Origin of the sequence: Enterobacter chuandaensis (assembly GCF_039718975.1) — a bacterium.
Taxonomy (GTDB): Bacteria; Pseudomonadota; Gammaproteobacteria; order Enterobacterales; family Enterobacteriaceae; genus Enterobacter; species Enterobacter chuandaensis.
In genome coordinates this window covers 994,852-1,009,962 of the sequence record NZ_CP097173.1, presented here as the reverse complement: position 1 = coordinate 1,009,962, position 15,111 = coordinate 994,852, and the positions used below count along the sequence as shown (strand labels likewise).

Below are 15,111 nucleotides of genomic sequence, written 5' to 3'. Positions count from 1 at the left end.
CTGCTAACCCTGTGGCCTGCAACCCTGTTTGCAGCGCCTCGACAAGGAGACTTATCGTGTCTGAACTGTCTCAATTATCTCCACAGCCGCTGTGGGATATTTTTGCGAAAATCTGCTCCATCCCACACCCGTCTTACCATGAAGAACAGCTTGCCGAACATATTATGGGTTGGGCGAAGGAAAAAGGTCTGCACGCTGAGCGCGACCAGGTTGGCAACATTCTGATCCGCAAACCTGCCACCGCAGGCATGGAAAACCGCAAACCGGTTGTGCTGCAGGCGCACCTGGACATGGTGCCACAGAAGAACAACGACACCGTTCACGACTTCACCAAAGACCCGATTCAACCGTACATCGACGGCGACTGGGTAAAAGCACGCGGCACCACGCTGGGTGCGGACAACGGCATCGGTATGGCCTCTGCGCTGGCGGTGCTGACCGACGACAGCGTTGAGCATGGCCCACTGGAAGTGCTGCTGACCATGACCGAAGAAGCGGGCATGGACGGCGCATTCGGTCTGCAGGCAAACTGGCTGCAGGCGGATATCCTGATCAACACCGACTCCGAAGAAGAAGGTGAAATCTACATGGGCTGCGCGGGCGGGATTGATTTCATCTCTACCCTGCCGCTGTCCCGCGAAGCGATTCCTGCGGGCTTCCAGACCTTCAAGCTGACGCTGAAAGGGCTGAAAGGCGGTCACTCCGGCGGTGATATTCACCTGGGTCTGGGTAACGCCAACAAACTGCTGGCACGCTTCCTGGCGGGCCACGCGGCCGAGCTGGACCTGCGTCTGGTGGACTTCAACGGCGGTACACTGCGCAACGCGATCCCACGCGAAGCCTTTGCCACCGTGGCGGTGCCAGCGGCGAAAGCGGACGAGCTGAAAAAACTCTCCAGCGTCTACCTGGATATCTTGAAAAACGAACTGTCGGCGAAAGAGAAGAACCTGACCGTGGTGCTGGAATCCGTGTCTACGGATAAATCCGCCCTGACCGCGCAGTCTCGCGACAGCTTCGTTCAGCTGCTCAACGCGACGCCAAACGGCGTTATTCGCAACTCTGACGTGGCGAAAGGCGTAGTGGAAACCTCCCTGAACGTGGGCGTGGTGACCATGAGCGATGACAGCGCAGAGATCATTTGTCTGATTCGTTCTCTGATCGACAGCGGTAAAGAGTACGTGGTGAGCATGCTGGAATCCCTGGGCACGCTGGCCGGTGCGAAAACCTCCGCTAAAGGCAGCTATCCTGGCTGGCAGCCGGATGCAAGCTCTCCGGTAATGGCGCTGGTGCGTGAAACTTATCAGCGTCTGTTCAACAGCACGCCGAACATCCAGGTGATCCACGCGGGTCTGGAATGTGGTCTGTTCAAGAAACCGTATCCGGACATGGACATGGTCTCTATCGGGCCAACCATCACCGGTCCACACTCTCCGGATGAGCAGGTTCATATTGAAAGCGTCGGCCATTACTGGACGCTGCTGACGGAACTGCTGAAGGCGATTCCTGTTAAATAATACCCTCACCCCAGCCCTCTCCCTCAAGGGAGAGGGTGAACAACCTCGTGCCACCGGGCAATTACAATCCCAAAACCAACTGACGTTCCAACTGCGGATCCAGCAGCGTAACGTGCAATCCCACCAGCCTCACCCCTCGCCCGCCCCGGCGTTCTTCCCATGCCTTTTTCGCGGTTGCGATCAGATCCTCTTTATTCAGACGCGGCCAGACGTGCTCCTGCGTTGTCTGTTGAAAGTCATTAAATTTCAGTTTGATGCCCTGTCTGGCAATCAGTAAATCAGGTTTTACTTTGATCAGGCGTCGTTCCAGCTCCGGATAGAGCTGTTCCGTAATAATGGTTTCGCATTCCGACCAGTCATGGATGTCTTCGCTCAGCGTGCGCTCAACGCCGACGGATTTCCGTAGCCGTTCGCTGTTCACATCACGATCGTCAATCCCCTGGCTGCGTTCCCACAGCACGCGGCCAAACTTCCCAAAGCGCTTGAGCAACATCGCAAGGTCGCTTCGCTGCACATCTTCGCAGGTGCGTAATCCCATTTTTTCCAGCTTCGCGGCGGAAACTTTGCCTACGCCGGGGATTTTGCCAAGCGGCAGCGTTTTTAGAAACGCAGGAACCTCTTCAGGAGTGATGACGTACTGGCCGTTGGGTTTGTTTAAATCGGAGGCGATTTTGGCAAGAAACTTAACGGGCGCGACGCCTGCCGACGCGGTCAGATTCAGCTCGTTGAAAATCGTCTGGCGGATCTCCTGCGCCATCAGCGTGGCGGAGCCGTGACAGTGCACGCTGTCAGTGACGTCCAGATAGGCTTCGTCCAGCGATAGCGGTTCAATCAGTGAGGTATAGCGAGAGAAGATTTCGCGTATATGGTTTGACGCTTCTTTATAGGCGTCAAAGCGCCCCGGCAAAAGGGTAAGGTGCGGGCAAAGTTTTAGAGCCATTGCCGTCGGCATGGCGCTGCGCACGCCAAATTTGCGTGCAGGATAGTTGGCGGTGCTGATCACACCGCGCTGAACGCGGCTGCCGCCAATAGCGATGGGAATATCCCGCAGCGCCGGGTTGTCGCGCATCTCCACTGCGGCAAAAAAGCAGTCCATATCGACATGGATTATTTTGCGCATCGGTCATACCACACATGTATTTATATACAGTATAACAAAAGGAAAAAAATGCGTCAGCTATTTTCCTTACTCACAGTTGTCATATAAATGTGTTACAAACATGCGTAATAAAACCTTTATATACATATATTTAGCAAATTAATGGAGCGTAATTATTCATGAAGAAAATTCTCTCGATTTCGTTACTGTTTCTGGCGAGTGCTGCATCTGCTAACCCTGCGATCGTTGCTCACCGGGGCGGGACTGCGGATGCACCTGAAAACACCCTGCCAGCCATTAAGCTTGCGCTCGAAAACAAAGCAGATATCGTCTGGATAACCGTGCAATTGAGTCGGGATGGTGTACCGGTTCTTTACCGACCAGTCGATCTGAAAGCGTTAAGCAATCTACAGGGAAAGGTGTCACAGTATACCGCTGAGGAACTGGCGAAGGCGGATGTCAGCGTTAAGTGGAAAGATAAGAACCTGCCGGAAAGCCTGCTGAATGCCTCAATACCCACCCTGAAGTCGGTACTGACCACCTGGCCAAAAACGCGGTTTTTCATTGATATTAAATCCCCGGATGCCGATCCGGCGACCATGGGCATCGCGCTGCTGAACGTGTTGAAAGAGACCAACAGCCTGAATCGCATTCGCGTCTATTCTACGGAGGATCGCTATCTGGATGCGTTGCCTGCTGAAATCCCCCGCTTTGTCACACGCAGCGAAACCCGCACGCGTCTGGCCACTGTTTCGTTGAGCCACGAATGTCTGTCCCCCTCGAAAAAAATGGACGATTACTGGTATGGACTTGAGTTAAACCGAAAAGTAGAGGTAGTCGAGAAATTCACCTTAGGCGAAGGTATCTCCCCCGCAACGTTAACGTGGGACAAAGAGGCCGTTGACTGCTTCCGCTCTCAGGGCAATGCCCATCTGATTTTTATCGGTGTGAACTCTGAAGAAGATTACCAGAAGGCGAAAACATTGGGTGCCGACGGTGTTCTTGTGGACTCACCAGCCAAAGCCAGAAGCTGGGCAAAATAAATGATAAAGGCCGCATGAAGCGGCCTTTTTCTAGATGATCCTCTGCTGGTCCCGGGCCATCCGTTTTTTACGTGCATCGCACGGTTCGGGGCAGTCGCACACCTTTTCCATTCCGATGGAAGAGATACCGCCACAGCTGCCCTGAATGCTTTTACGCTTGATGATCCAGCCTAATGACATGCCGAAGATCACCAGAAAAAACACCGCAAAGGTTGCCAGAAAGGTCAGCATGATCAGCCTCCGAAATCATCAAGGAGGATGTTCTCATCTTCCACACCGAGATCTTTCAGCATCTTGATCACGGCGGCGTTCATCATTGGCGGACCACACATATAGAACTCGCAGTCTTCCGGTGCCGGATGCTGTTTGAGGTAGTTTTCATACAGCACGTTGTGGATGAACCCCGTATAGCCCGTCCAGTTATCTTCCGGCTGCGGATCGGAAAGCGCCACGTGGAAGGTAAAGTTCGGATTCTCACGCGCCAGCTGTTCAAACTCGTCGTCGTAGAACATTTCTCGCAGCGAGCGCGCACCGTACCAGAAGCTAATTTTACGCTTGCTGCTAAGACGTTTGAGCTGGTCGAAAATGTGCGAGCGCATAGGAGCCATACCCGCACCGCCGCCGATAAAGACCATTTCAGCGTCAGTATCTTTGGCAAAGAACTCACCGAACGGACCGGAGATCGTCACTTTGTCACCCGGCTTGAGGGACCAGATATACGACGACATCACGCCCGGCGGCGCGTCAGGCACATTCGGTGGCGGCGTGGCGATACGCACGTTGAGCATAATAATGCCCTTCTCTTCCGGGTAGTTAGCCATGGAATAGGCGCGAAGCGCAGGCTCTTTGACCTCAGAAACAAAGCGGAAGAGGTTAAATTTATCCCAGTCAGCCCGGTACTCTTCAGGCACATCGAAATCGGCATACGCCACGGTGTGCGCAGGACAATCAATCTGGATATACCCGCCTGCACGGAACGGGACGCTCTCCCCTTCAGGGACACGCAGCTTGAGCTCTTTGATGAACGTGGCTTTGTTATCGTTCGAGATAACCTCGCACTCCCATTTTTTCACGCCGAAAATCTCTTCCGGCAGCTCAATCTTCATGTTCTGACGCACCGCGACCTGGCAGGCCAGACGGCAGCCCTCTTTGGCTTCACGCTTCGTGATATGCGACAGTTCAGTAGGCAGAATATCACCGCCCCCCTCTTTCACCGTCACACGGCACTGCCCGCATGAGCCACCGCCGCCGCAGGCTGATGAGACAAAAATCCCGTTGCCCGAGAGCGTATTAAGCAGCTTATCACCTGCCGGTGTGCGGATCTGGTTCTGCGGATCGTCATTGATATCAATAACCACATCCCCGGAATTGACCAGCTTTGCGCGCGCCGCCAGAATCAGCCCTGACAGCACCAGTACTATCAGCGTGAACATCACCACGCCAAGAATAATTTCCATCTGTTAGCCCTTATAGCTGCACACCGGAGAAGGACATAAAGCCCAACGCCATCAGGCCGGTGGTGATAAAGGTGATCCCTAAGCCACGCAGCCCCGCAGGCACGTTGGCATATTTCATTTTTTCACGGATCCCCGCCATGGTGACAATCGCCAGCATCCAGCCGATACCGGAACCGAAACCATACACTACCGATTCACTGAAGTTGTAATCGCGCTGAACCATAAACGAGACGCCACCGAAGATGGCGCAGTTCACCGCGATCAGCGGCAGGAAGATCCCCAGCGCGTTGTACAGCGACGGGAAATACTTATCGAGGATCATCTCCAGGATTTGCACCAGCGCCGCAATGACACCGATAAAAGTGATGAAGTTCAGGAAGCTAAGATCGACTCCCTCCACCAGCGCGCCGTCCCGCAGCACGAAGTTGAACACCAGGTTGTTAATCGGAACCGAAAGCCCCAACACAACGGTGACCGCCACGCCCAGGCCAAATGCCGTCGAGACCTTTTTAGAAACGGCCAGGAACGTACACATGCCCAGGAAGAAGGCGAGCGCCATGTTTTCAACAAACACCGCGCGCACAAATAAACTCAGGTAATGAGCCATTGTCGGTTACTCCTTTTCCTGCTGTTCAGGCTTCAACGTACGAATCAGCCAGATCAGCAAACCGATAATGAAAAACGCGCTTGGGGCCAGCAGGAACAGGCCGTTCGGCAGATACCAGCCGCCGTTCTGCACCGTATCCAGTACCTGAACGCCAAACAGCTTGCCGCTGCCAATCAGCTCGCGCAGAAAACCAACCGTCAGCAGGATCACGCCATAACCCAGACCGTTGCCGATACCGTCCATAAAGCTCGCCAGCGGCGGCATTTTCATGGCGTAGGCTTCTGCGCGGCCCATCACGATACAGTTGGTGATGATCAGCCCGACAAACACCGAAAGCTGCTTCGAGGTTTCGTAGGCGAAAGCGCGCAGCAGCTGATCGACCACGATCACCAGCGAGGCGATGATCGCCATCTGCACGATGATCCTCACGCTGTTAGGGATGTGGTGGCGGATCATGGAGATAAACATGCTGGAGAACGCCGTAACCAGCGTTACCGCCAGCGTCATCACAACCGCCGTTTCCAGTTTTGTCGTTACCGCCAGAGCTGAACAGACGCCCAGCACCTGCAGGGTTATCGGGTTATTGGCTAAAAGTGGGCCAATCAGTACTTTTTTAACTTCTTTCAGTTCACCCATATCAGCCATTGTTCAGCGCTCCTTCACGTACATTTTTCAGGAAGGGACCAAAGCCCAGTTCACCCATCCAGAAATCAAAACTGTGCTGTACCCCGTTAGAGGTGAGCGTGGCGCCGGAAAGGCCGTCAACGGCGAATTCATCCCCGGCACGCGCGCCCCCTTTCACCAACTTCAGCGCAGGCTGACCGTTGTCGTCGAGCACTTTTTTACCGACAAACTGCGCTCGCCAGTTAGGGTTTTCCACTTCGCCACCCAGCCCCGGCGTTTCGCCCTGATCGTAATACGTAATGCCTTTGACCGTGCGGCCATCTGTATCCAGTGCCACAAAAGCGTACATCATTGACCACAGCCCGTTACCGTAAATCGGCAAAACCACTTCCTGTACGCGTTTTTGCTCGTCACGGACCAGATAGATCTCCGCGATGTTGCTGCGGCGCTTTATACCTGCCGGATCCTGTGAAGCGTCAAGCACGGTGCTCATCTGCGGATCTTTCAGCGCCAACGCCTGGTTATACTTCGCCGGGTCTTTATCCATCAGCTCACCGGTTTTTAAATCCACCAGCCGTGGGGTAATACGTTCGGCAAACACGTCGGCGACCTCGTCCTTCGTCATGCCTTCCTGCATCAGCCCGGCCACGGCCAGAATGTTACGCTGTTTATCCAGCGCGCGTTGCTCCTGCTGCAGCGGTTTTAACCCTACGGCAGAACCCGCAACCACGATGGAACAAACCAGACACAGTACCAGCACCACCAGCAGCGTTTTGCTGATGCTATCGTTATTTTTAACCTCAGCCACGCGCCTTCCTCCGCTTAATGTTGGCGCGCACGACCAGGTAGTCGAACAGCGGCGCAAACAGGTTGGCAAACAGAATGGCCAACATCATCCCTTCCGGATAGGCCGGGTTGACCACGCGAATCAGAACACACATCACCCCAATGAGCGCGCCATAACACCATTTACCTCTGTCGGTAAACGAGGCCGAAACGGGATCGGTGGCCATGAACATCATGCCAAACGCAAAGCCCCCCAGCACAAGGTGCCAGTACCACGGCATGGAGAACATCGGGTTCGTGTCTGAACCAATGAAATTGAACAGCGTGGCGGTAAGCACCATGCCGAGCATAACGCCCGCGACGATCCGCCATGAGGCCACGCGGCCAAAGAGAATGATGGCCCCGCCGATCAAAATCATCAGGGTAGATACTTCGCCAATGGAGCCCGGAATGTTGCCAATAAATGCATCAAACCAGGTCACCGGTTGGCCGGTCGCATTGTTCACCAGCGTTTCGCCGCCGCCTGCCGCCCACTGAGAAAGCGGCGTCGCGCCGGAGAAACCGTCCGCAGCCGTCCATACCAGGTCACCTGAGATTTGCGCCGGGTAAGCAAAGAACAGGAACGCACGCCCCGCCAGCGCCGGGTTGAGGAAGTTACGTCCGGTTCCGCCGAAGATCTCTTTGGCAATCACCACGCCAAAGCTGATCCCCATCGCCGCCTGCCAGAGCGGCAGCGTTGGCGGAACAATCAGCGCAAACAGAATGGAGGTAACAAAGAAGCCTTCGTTGATCTCATGTTTGCGGATGATGGCGAACAGCACTTCCCAGAAGCCGCCCACGATAAAGACGGTCATGTAAATCGGCAGGAAGAAGACCGCGCCCAGCGTCATCATGCTGACCCAGCCAGCATCAGCGGCAAAGCTGACGCCCAGCGACTGCGCCAGACGATAGTGCCAGTCAGACTGAATCACCTGCGCCAGTTGCTGCGCATCGTATAGATGATGCAAGGCAGGAATGGTCTGCAGACCGACGTTGTACATGCCCCAGAACATAGCCGGGAAGACGGCAAACCACACCAGAATCATCATTCGCTTCAGATCGATGGCATCGCGAACGTGCGCCGCGCCTTTCGTCACCAGGCCTGGCGTGTAGAAAATGGTGGTCGTCGCTTCATACAGCGGGTAGTACTTTTTGAGCTTCCCTTCGGTAAAGTGCGGCTCAATTTTTTCAAAGAGATGTTTTAAACCCATGGTTATCCTTCCTGCTCAATGCGGGTTAACACCTCGCGCAATACGGGTCCATATTCGTATTTACCTGGACACACATAGGTGCAGAGCGCCAGATCTTCTTCGTCCAGCTCCAGACAGCCGAGCGCCTGCGCGCCATCGGTATCGCCAGCCAGGAGATCGCGCAACAGCACGGTAGGCAGAATATCCAGCGGCATCACGCGCTCGTAGTTGCCAATTGGCACCATAGCGCGCTCTCCGCCATTCGTGCTGGTGGAGAAGTTAAACAGCTTATGACGCAGGAAATGGCCCAGCGTGGTGCGGGTGACCGAGAATTTTTCCGCGCCGGGCAGCACCCAGCCGAACAGTTCTTTTTCACGCCCTTCCTGCACAATGCTGACCTGCAAATGGAAACGCCCCAGGTACGCGTGCGCGCCAAGGGCATGGCGGCCACTGAGTACCGAACCGGAAATCAGGCGGTTTTCACCCTCTTTCGTTTCCCCGACGAGCAGTTCATTTATGTCTGCTCCCAGAAGCGTTTTCACCAGGCGCGGATTTGCCGCCTGCGGCCCACCGATAGCGATGGTCCGTTCAGCGCAGAGCACACCCGTGGTGAAGAGCTTACCGATGGCAATGACATCCTGATAGTTAAGATGCCAGACCTGTTTTGTCAGGCTCACCGGCTCAAGGAAATGGATGTGCGTCCCGACCAGCCCCGCAGGATGCGGGCCAGAAAATTCATTAAACGTGACCTGACCCAGCGGATGACCACCAAGCTTGCCGCCACCAGCCTGGCAGACGTGCACTTTTCCAGGGGTCAGACGCGTTAAAACGGTCAGACCGGCATCAAAATCTTTGCGCTGCGCCAGAATAACAGGCTGCGGATCCGCGCTGAGTGGGTTGGTGTCGAGGGCCGTAACGAAAATGGCGGCTGGTGCGGTATCAGGAACAGGAGATTTGCTGAAAGGGCGCGTGCGGAGCGCCGTCCACAAACCGGATGCCAGCAGTTGAGCCTGCACATCTTCGCGGCTAAGCGACGCGAGTTCCGCGACTTCATAACGCGCGAACTCACGCTGTTCATCGCCTTCAATGCGGATAACCACCGACTGCAGCACGCGTCGCTCGCCACGATTAATCGCGACAACGGTGCCGCTGGCGGGTGCGGTGAACATGACGCCGGGATTTTTTTTGTCTTCAAAGAGCGCCTGCCCTTTAATAACGCGATCGCCCTCTTGTACCAGCATTGAAGGCCGCATTCCCAGATAATCGTCACCTAATATAGCGACATGACGGACGCTTGCACCTGACGAGACGTGCTGCTCAGGCACGCCTGCAATCGGCAAATCAAGTCCTTTTTTTATTTTAAACATGTGGTTAGCAGGTTTCCATAAACAACAATCCAGTGGACGCGAAGTGTAACATTTTCCCCTTCTGACGGGCAGGTAATCCAGCGTCGAGCGCGCCAAATTGCGAGCTATTACGCAAAGTTCCTGGAGCCAGCACGATTTTGATGGTTTATAAAGTAAAACTAATTTGTAAACTCACCGCCCGGCTCTTGCGAAAATCTATAGCGGTGCTAATGTGAGCGCTCCTAACAGAATAATCTGATTTCGGGTCTCTTTTGCCGTCCTGGCAAGTTGGTCATGGTTTTATCAAGGAACTAGTAGTATGCGTAAAATCGCATTGTTCATTGCGATGCTTCTGATTCCGTGCATGTCGTTTGCCGGGCTGCTCAGCAGCAACAGCTCCACGACGCCGATCAGCAAAGAATATAAACAGCAGTTAATGGGATCCCCGGTTTATATTCAGATCTTCAAGGAAGAGCGCACGCTCGATCTGTATGTCAAAATGGGCGAAACATATCAGCTGCTTGATAGCTACAAGATTTGTAACTATTCCGGCGGGCTGGGCCCGAAACAGCGTCAGGGCGATTTCAAAAGCCCGGAAGGCTTTTACAACGTTCAGCGTAGCCAGCTCAAACCCGACAGCCGCTTCTATAAAGCCATTAACATTGGTTTCCCGAACGCCTATGACCGTGCTCACGGTTATGAAGGTAAATACCTGATGATCCACGGCGCCTGCGTGTCTGTCGGCTGTTATGCGATGACCGACGCCGGTATTGATGAGATTTTCCAGTTTGTAACGGGCGCGCTGGTGTTTGGGCAGCCTAACGTTCAGGTCAGCATCTATCCGTTCCGCATGACCGATGCCAATATGGCGCGCCATAAGTACTCATACTACGCAGAATTCTGGAAACAGTTGAAGCCAGGTTTTGATTACTTTGAGCAGACCCACAAGCCGCCGGTAGTCTCTATCGTTGATGGGCGTTACGTGGTCAGCAAACCGCTGAGCCACGAAGTCGTTCACCCGCAGCTGGCGTCAAATTACACGGTCCCCGAGACAAAATAGTACCCACTCGCCTGGCATGATCTTCTGCCAGGCTTCGTTGCCCGTCAGCGGCTGCGTCGCAATGACTGTGACCACATCGTTCGGTGTGGTCTCTTTCTGAAAGTCTATCTCCACATCCTGATCGAGCAGCTTTGCCACCCCAAACGGCGCGCGGCGGGTGATCCAGAACAGGTTCGTCGAGCAGAACGCCATCACGTAGCGCCCGTCAGACAGCAGCATATTAAACACCCCTTTTTCACGCAGCTCTGATGCCAGCGAAGCGATGTATTTAAACACGGCAGCCATGTTGCCTGGCGTGCGGGGATAGCGCTCCGTCAGCTTATGCAGCAGCCAGCAGAAGGCTTTTTCGCTGTCCGTTTCGCCGACCGGACGGAAATTGCCCGTCTCCAGTGATTTATAGCCCGTAAGCTGCCCGTTGTGCGCGTAGGTCCAGTTACGGCCCCACAGTTCTCGGGTAAAGGGATGGGTGTTTTCCAGCGCCACTTCGCCGCGGTTTGCCTGGCGGATGTGGGCGATCACCGAACAGGATTTAATGGGGTAGTCCTGTACCAGTTTGGCAATCGGTGAGTTAAAGCTGGGCTGTGGATCTTTGAACGTGCGACACCCTTTGCCTTCGTAGAAGGTGATGCCCCAGCCATCTTTATGCGGCCCGGTTCCCCCACCGCGCTGAACCAGCCCGGTGAAACTAAAGCAGATATCGGTTGGCACATTGGCGCTCATCCCGAGCAGTTCGCACATACGTCACCTCCACAACAGCGGGGGACACAGGCGTCCCCCAGCGAAGTCTTACTTAACCATCTCTTTTTCGATCAGCTGGATCAGGATGTGGATCACTTTGATGTGAATTTCCTGAACGCGATCTGCATAACCGAAGTGCGGAACGCGAATTTCGATATCCGCGCTACCGTCCATCTTACCGCCATCTTTGCCGGTCAGGGTGATGACCTTCATCCCTTTTTCGCGCGCGGCGGCGATCGCTTTGATCACGTTAGCGGAGTTACCGGAGGTAGAGATACCCAGCAGCACATCACCTTCACGGCCTACCGCCTCAACGTAGCGGGAGAAGATGTGGTCGTAACCGAAGTCGTTGCCTACGCAGGAGATGTGGCTCACATCGGAAATCGCAATCGCCGGGTAGCCCGGACGGTTTTCACGGTAGCGTCCGGTCAGCTCTTCGGCGAAGTGCATGGCGTCACAGTGGGAGCCGCCGTTACCGCAGGAGAGCACTTTGCCACCGGCTTTGAAACTGTCGGCCAGCAGGACCGCTGCGCGCTGAATAGCGTGGATATTGGCATCATCTTTCAGAAAGTTCGCCAGCGTTTCCGCCGCTTCGTTCAGTTCGTTACGAATAAGATCCTGGTACATGAGGATAATCCTTCAGTATTGATGAAATAACACAGTGGAGTGTACCGGATAGCGGGAAAAGCGAGAAGCTAAAGCCATGCGAATCGTCCGGCGTTTTGATTTTTTGTGCCGGCTAAAACGCGAACAATGTGAACCAGGTTGTAATTATTTTGTAAACACATTGCTAAAGGAATTCACATCAACTACAACCATATCATCACAAGTGGTCAGACCTCCTACAAGCAAGGGAGCTTTTCTTTATGATGATTTTGAGCATTCTCGCAACCGCTGTTCTGCTCGGTGTGCTGTTCTATCACCGCGTAAGTTTATTCCTGAGTAGCCTGATTCTTCTGGCCTGGACGGCTGCGCTTGGCGTCGCAGGTCTCTGGAATATCTGGCTTTTAGTCCCTCTTGCCATCATTCTTCTGCCGTTTAACCTGGCCCCGATGCGTAAGTCGATGATCTCCGCGCCGGTGTTCAAAGGCTTCCGCAAAGTGATGCCGCCAATGTCGCGCACCGAGAAAGAAGCGATTGATGCGGGCACCACCTGGTGGGAAGGCGATTTGTTCCAGGGCAACCCTGACTGGAAAAAGCTGCACAACTATCCGCAGCCGCGCCTGACCGCCGAAGAACAGGCCTTTATTGACGGCCCGGTGGAAGAAGCGTGCCGCATGGCAAACGACTTTGCTATCACCCACGAAATGGCCGACCTGCCGCCGGAGCTGTGGGCCTACCTGAAAGAGCATCGCTTCTTCGCGATGATCATTAAGAAAGAGTACGGCGGTCTTGAGTTCTCCGCTTACGCTCAGGCTCGCGTGCTGCAAAAGCTGGCGGGCGTCTCCGGGATCCTGGCGATTACCGTCGGCGTGCCGAACTCCTTAGGCCCGGGTGAACTGCTGCAGCACTACGGTACGGAAGAGCAGAAAGATCACTATCTGCCGCGACTGGCGCGCGGTCAGGAAATCCCGTGCTTCGCGCTGACCAGCCCGGAAGCAGGCTCCGATGCGGGCGCAATCCCGGATACCGGCGTGGTCTGTATGGGCGAGTGGCAGGGCCAGCAGGTGCTGGGCATGCGCCTGACCTGGAACAAACGCTATATCACCCTGGCACCTATTGCCACCGTGCTGGGCCTGGCCTTTAAGCTCTCCGACCCGGAAAAACTGCTGGGCGGCGAGGAAGACCTCGGCATTACCTGCGCGCTGATCCCAACCTCTACCCCAGGCGTTGAAATTGGTCGCCGTCACTTCCCGCTGAACGTGCCGTTCCAGAACGGTCCGACCCGCGGTCAGGATATTTTTGTGCCGATTGACTACATCATCGGCGGTCCGAAAATGGCCGGCCAGGGCTGGCGCATGCTGGTGGAATGTCTGTCGGTTGGCCGCGGTATTACCCTGCCGTCGAACTCAACCGGCGGCCTGAAGTCGGTAGCAATGGGGATTGGTGCGTACGCCCACATCCGCCGTCAGTTCAAAATCTCCATCGGCAAGATGGAGGGTATCGAAGAGCCGCTGGCGCGTATCGCGGGCAACGCTTACGTGATGGATGCCGCTGCATCGCTGATTACCTACGGCATCATGCTGGGCGAAAAACCGGCCGTGCTGTCCGCGATTGTGAAGTACCACTGTACCCACCGTGCGCAGCAGTCGATCATTGACGCGATGGATATCGCGGGCGGTAAAGGCATTATGCTCGGCGAAGGCAACTTCCTGGCGCGCGGCTATCAGGGCGCACCGATTGCCATCACCGTGGAAGGGGCAAACATCCTGACCCGCAGCATGATGATCTTCGGTCAGGGGGCGATTCGCTGCCATCCATATGTGCTGGAAGAGATGGCCGCCGCGCAGAACAACGACGTGGACGCCTTCGACAAGCTGCTGTTCAAACATATCGGTCACGTGGGCAGCAACAAGGTGCGCAGCTTCTGGCTCGGCCTGACGCGCGGTCTTACCAGCGCGACGCCGACCGGCGATGCGACCAAACGTTACTACCAGCATCTTAACCGTCTGAGCGCCAACCTGGCTCTGCTGTCTGACGTCTCCATGGCGGTGCTGGGCGGTAGCCTGAAGCGTCGCGAGCGTATCTCTGCCCGTCTGGGCGACGTACTTAGCCAGATCTTCCTGGCCTCGGCGGTGCTGAAACGCTACGACGACGAAGGCCGTCAGGAAGCGGATCTGCCGCTGGTCCACTGGGGTGTCCAGGATGCAATGTATCAGGCAGAACAGGCTATTGACGACCTGCTGGCCAACTTCCCGAACCGCTTCGTGGCGGGCACACTGCGCGCGGTGATCTTCCCGACCGGACGTCACCATCTGGCGCCGTCCGACAAGCTGGATCACAAGGTGGCGAAGATCCTGCAGGTACCGAGCGCAACCCGCTCCCGCATTGGCCGCGGTCAGTATCTGGCTCCAACGCCGCATAACCCGGTAGGTCTGCTGGAAGAGGCGCTGCTGGACGTGATGGCTGCCGATCCGATTCACCAGAAAATCTGCAAACAGCTGGGCAAAAACCTGCCGTTTACCCGTCTGGACGAACTGGCGAAACAGGCGCTGGCCGGTGGCATTATCAACAAAGATGAAGCCGCGCTGCTGGTGAAAGCCGAAGAGAGCCGTCTGCGCAGTATCAACGTGGATGATTTCGAACCGGAAGAGCTGGCGACACAGCCGGTAAAGTTGCCGGAGAAGCACCGCAAACCTGAAGCGGCATAACGCGTTTCGCTTATACAAACCCCGCCTCGCGCGCAATGCCGATCAGTTAAGGATCAGTTGACCGAACCTTAAACTACGGCACTATAACGGCTTCCACCACAGGGAGCCGTTTTCTTATGCCACTTCTCAACGATCTGCTCGATTTCAGTGACCACCCTCTTATGCCACCGCCATCTGCCCAGATGTTTGTCAAACACCTTCCCGCTGAGTGGATACAACACTGTCTGACTTATCTGGGGTAACCAATGATCGGCACGCCAGCAGCTGCGTGGAGCCATTCTTGATGGGGTACGCCTG

At 55.3% G+C, this 15,111-nt stretch carries 14 protein-coding genes; 4 read left to right on the top strand and 10 right to left on the bottom strand.

The annotated features are described in order from the left end of the window. Positions 1-56 precede the first annotated feature (56 nt). Positions 57-1,514 carry a cytosol nonspecific dipeptidase gene (gene pepD / locus MX657_RS04900; protein WP_119915290.1) on the top strand — a complete coding sequence of 486 codons (1,458 nt, stop codon included), beginning with the start codon at positions 57-59 and terminating at the stop codon, positions 1,512-1,514. A 61-nt stretch (positions 1,515-1,575) separates the two neighbouring features. Here the strand turns inward: pepD and dinB are convergent, their stop codons facing one another. Further along, on the bottom strand, positions 1,576-2,634 hold the full coding sequence (gene dinB / locus MX657_RS04895; RefSeq protein WP_119915291.1) for a DNA polymerase IV: 1,059 nt from the start codon (positions 2,632-2,634) through the stop codon (positions 1,576-1,578). Positions 2,635-2,792: 158 nt separating this feature from the next. Between dinB and MX657_RS04890 the strand changes: the two genes are divergently transcribed. Further along, complete coding sequence (locus MX657_RS04890; protein ID WP_119915292.1) at positions 2,793-3,656, top strand: glycerophosphodiester phosphodiesterase family protein; 864 nt, start codon at positions 2,793-2,795, stop codon at positions 3,654-3,656. A 30-nt stretch (positions 3,657-3,686) separates the two neighbouring features. Here MX657_RS04890 and nqrM read toward each other — a convergent pair whose 3' ends face one another. The 7 genes from nqrM to MX657_RS04855 are packed head-to-tail and all read right to left on the bottom strand — an operon-like array spanning position 3,687 to position 9,726. Next, complete coding sequence (nqrM, locus tag MX657_RS04885; protein WP_119915293.1) at positions 3,687-3,887, bottom strand: (Na+)-NQR maturation NqrM; 201 nt, start codon at positions 3,885-3,887, stop codon at positions 3,687-3,689. 2 nt (positions 3,888-3,889) lie between these two features. Further along, on the bottom strand, positions 3,890-5,113 hold the full coding sequence (gene nqrF / locus MX657_RS04880) for an NADH:ubiquinone reductase (Na(+)-transporting) subunit F (RefSeq protein WP_080328119.1): 1,224 nt from the start codon (positions 5,111-5,113) through the stop codon (positions 3,890-3,892). Positions 5,114-5,123: 10 nt separating this feature from the next. Further along, on the bottom strand, positions 5,124-5,720 hold the full coding sequence (gene nqrE / locus MX657_RS04875) for an NADH:ubiquinone reductase (Na(+)-transporting) subunit E (protein ID WP_003863217.1): 597 nt from the start codon (positions 5,718-5,720) through the stop codon (positions 5,124-5,126). Positions 5,721-5,726: 6 nt separating this feature from the next. Then, positions 5,727-6,356, bottom strand: a complete 630-nt coding sequence (locus tag MX657_RS04870; RefSeq protein ID WP_429844905.1) for an NADH:ubiquinone reductase (Na(+)-transporting) subunit D — start codon at positions 6,354-6,356, stop codon at positions 5,727-5,729. Between the two features lies 1 nt (position 6,357). Then, a complete protein-coding gene (locus MX657_RS04865; RefSeq protein ID WP_119915294.1) occupies positions 6,358-7,152 on the bottom strand; it encodes a Na(+)-translocating NADH-quinone reductase subunit C in 795 nt (264 codons plus the stop codon). Further along, a complete protein-coding gene (locus MX657_RS04860) occupies positions 7,145-8,380 on the bottom strand; it encodes an NADH:ubiquinone reductase (Na(+)-transporting) subunit B (protein WP_119915295.1) in 1,236 nt (411 codons plus the stop codon). The genes MX657_RS04865 and MX657_RS04860 overlap by 8 nt, the downstream gene beginning before the upstream one ends. Positions 8,381-8,382: 2 nt before the next feature. Beyond that, the gene (locus MX657_RS04855; RefSeq protein ID WP_119915296.1) at positions 8,383-9,726 is read right to left on the bottom strand and encodes a Na(+)-translocating NADH-quinone reductase subunit A; all 1,344 of its coding nucleotides are present in this window, start codon (positions 9,724-9,726) and stop codon (positions 8,383-8,385) included. A 298-nt stretch (positions 9,727-10,024) separates the two neighbouring features. Between MX657_RS04855 and dpaA the strand changes: the two genes are divergently transcribed. Next, positions 10,025-10,765 carry a peptidoglycan meso-diaminopimelic acid protein amidase gene (gene dpaA, locus MX657_RS04850; RefSeq protein ID WP_080328124.1) on the top strand — a complete coding sequence of 247 codons (741 nt, stop codon included), beginning with the start codon at positions 10,025-10,027 and terminating at the stop codon, positions 10,763-10,765. Here dpaA and MX657_RS04845 read toward each other — a convergent pair. Then, complete coding sequence (locus tag MX657_RS04845; RefSeq protein WP_080328125.1) at positions 10,736-11,503, bottom strand: class II glutamine amidotransferase; 768 nt, start codon at positions 11,501-11,503, stop codon at positions 10,736-10,738. The two genes, dpaA and MX657_RS04845, sit on opposite strands and share 30 nt — an antisense overlap. Before the next feature lie 48 nt (positions 11,504-11,551). Next, on the bottom strand, positions 11,552-12,130 hold the full coding sequence (lpcA, locus tag MX657_RS04840) for a D-sedoheptulose 7-phosphate isomerase (protein ID WP_119915297.1): 579 nt from the start codon (positions 12,128-12,130) through the stop codon (positions 11,552-11,554). A gap of 239 nt (positions 12,131-12,369) precedes the next feature. On the opposite strand from lpcA, the gene fadE reads away from it, so the two are divergent. Further along, positions 12,370-14,814 carry an acyl-CoA dehydrogenase FadE gene (gene fadE, locus MX657_RS04835; RefSeq protein ID WP_119915298.1) on the top strand — a complete coding sequence of 815 codons (2,445 nt, stop codon included), beginning with the start codon at positions 12,370-12,372 and terminating at the stop codon, positions 14,812-14,814. Positions 14,815-15,111: the final 297 nt, after the last annotated feature.

Bases quoted from the DNA above. Each gene is read 5' to 3' on its own strand.
- nqrE (WP_003863217.1), bottom strand. From the start codon at position 5,720: ATGGCTCATTACCTGAGTTTATTTGTGCGCGCGGTGTTTGTTGAAAAC.
- nqrM (WP_119915293.1), bottom strand. From the start codon at position 3,887: ATGCTGACCTTTCTGGCAACCTTTGCGGTGTTTTTTCTGGTGATCTTC.
- MX657_RS04855 (WP_119915296.1), bottom strand. From the start codon at position 9,726: ATGTTTAAAATAAAAAAAGGACTTGATTTGCCGATTGCAGGCGTGCCT.
- nqrF (WP_080328119.1), bottom strand. From the start codon at position 5,113: ATGGAAATTATTCTTGGCGTGGTGATGTTCACGCTGATAGTACTGGTG.
- dpaA (WP_080328124.1), top strand. From the start codon at position 10,025: ATGCGTAAAATCGCATTGTTCATTGCGATGCTTCTGATTCCGTGCATG.
- lpcA (WP_119915297.1), bottom strand. From the start codon at position 12,130: ATGTACCAGGATCTTATTCGTAACGAACTGAACGAAGCGGCGGAAACG.
- MX657_RS04860 (WP_119915295.1), bottom strand. From the start codon at position 8,380: ATGGGTTTAAAACATCTCTTTGAAAAAATTGAGCCGCACTTTACCGAA.
- MX657_RS04870 (WP_429844905.1), bottom strand. From the start codon at position 6,356: ATGGGTGAACTGAAAGAAGTTAAAAAAGTACTGATTGGCCCACTTTTA.
- dinB (WP_119915291.1), bottom strand. From the start codon at position 2,634: ATGCGCAAAATAATCCATGTCGATATGGACTGCTTTTTTGCCGCAGTG.
- MX657_RS04890 (WP_119915292.1), top strand. From the start codon at position 2,793: ATGAAGAAAATTCTCTCGATTTCGTTACTGTTTCTGGCGAGTGCTGCA.
- fadE (WP_119915298.1), top strand. From the start codon at position 12,370: ATGATGATTTTGAGCATTCTCGCAACCGCTGTTCTGCTCGGTGTGCTG.
- MX657_RS04845 (WP_080328125.1), bottom strand. From the start codon at position 11,503: ATGTGCGAACTGCTCGGGATGAGCGCCAATGTGCCAACCGATATCTGC.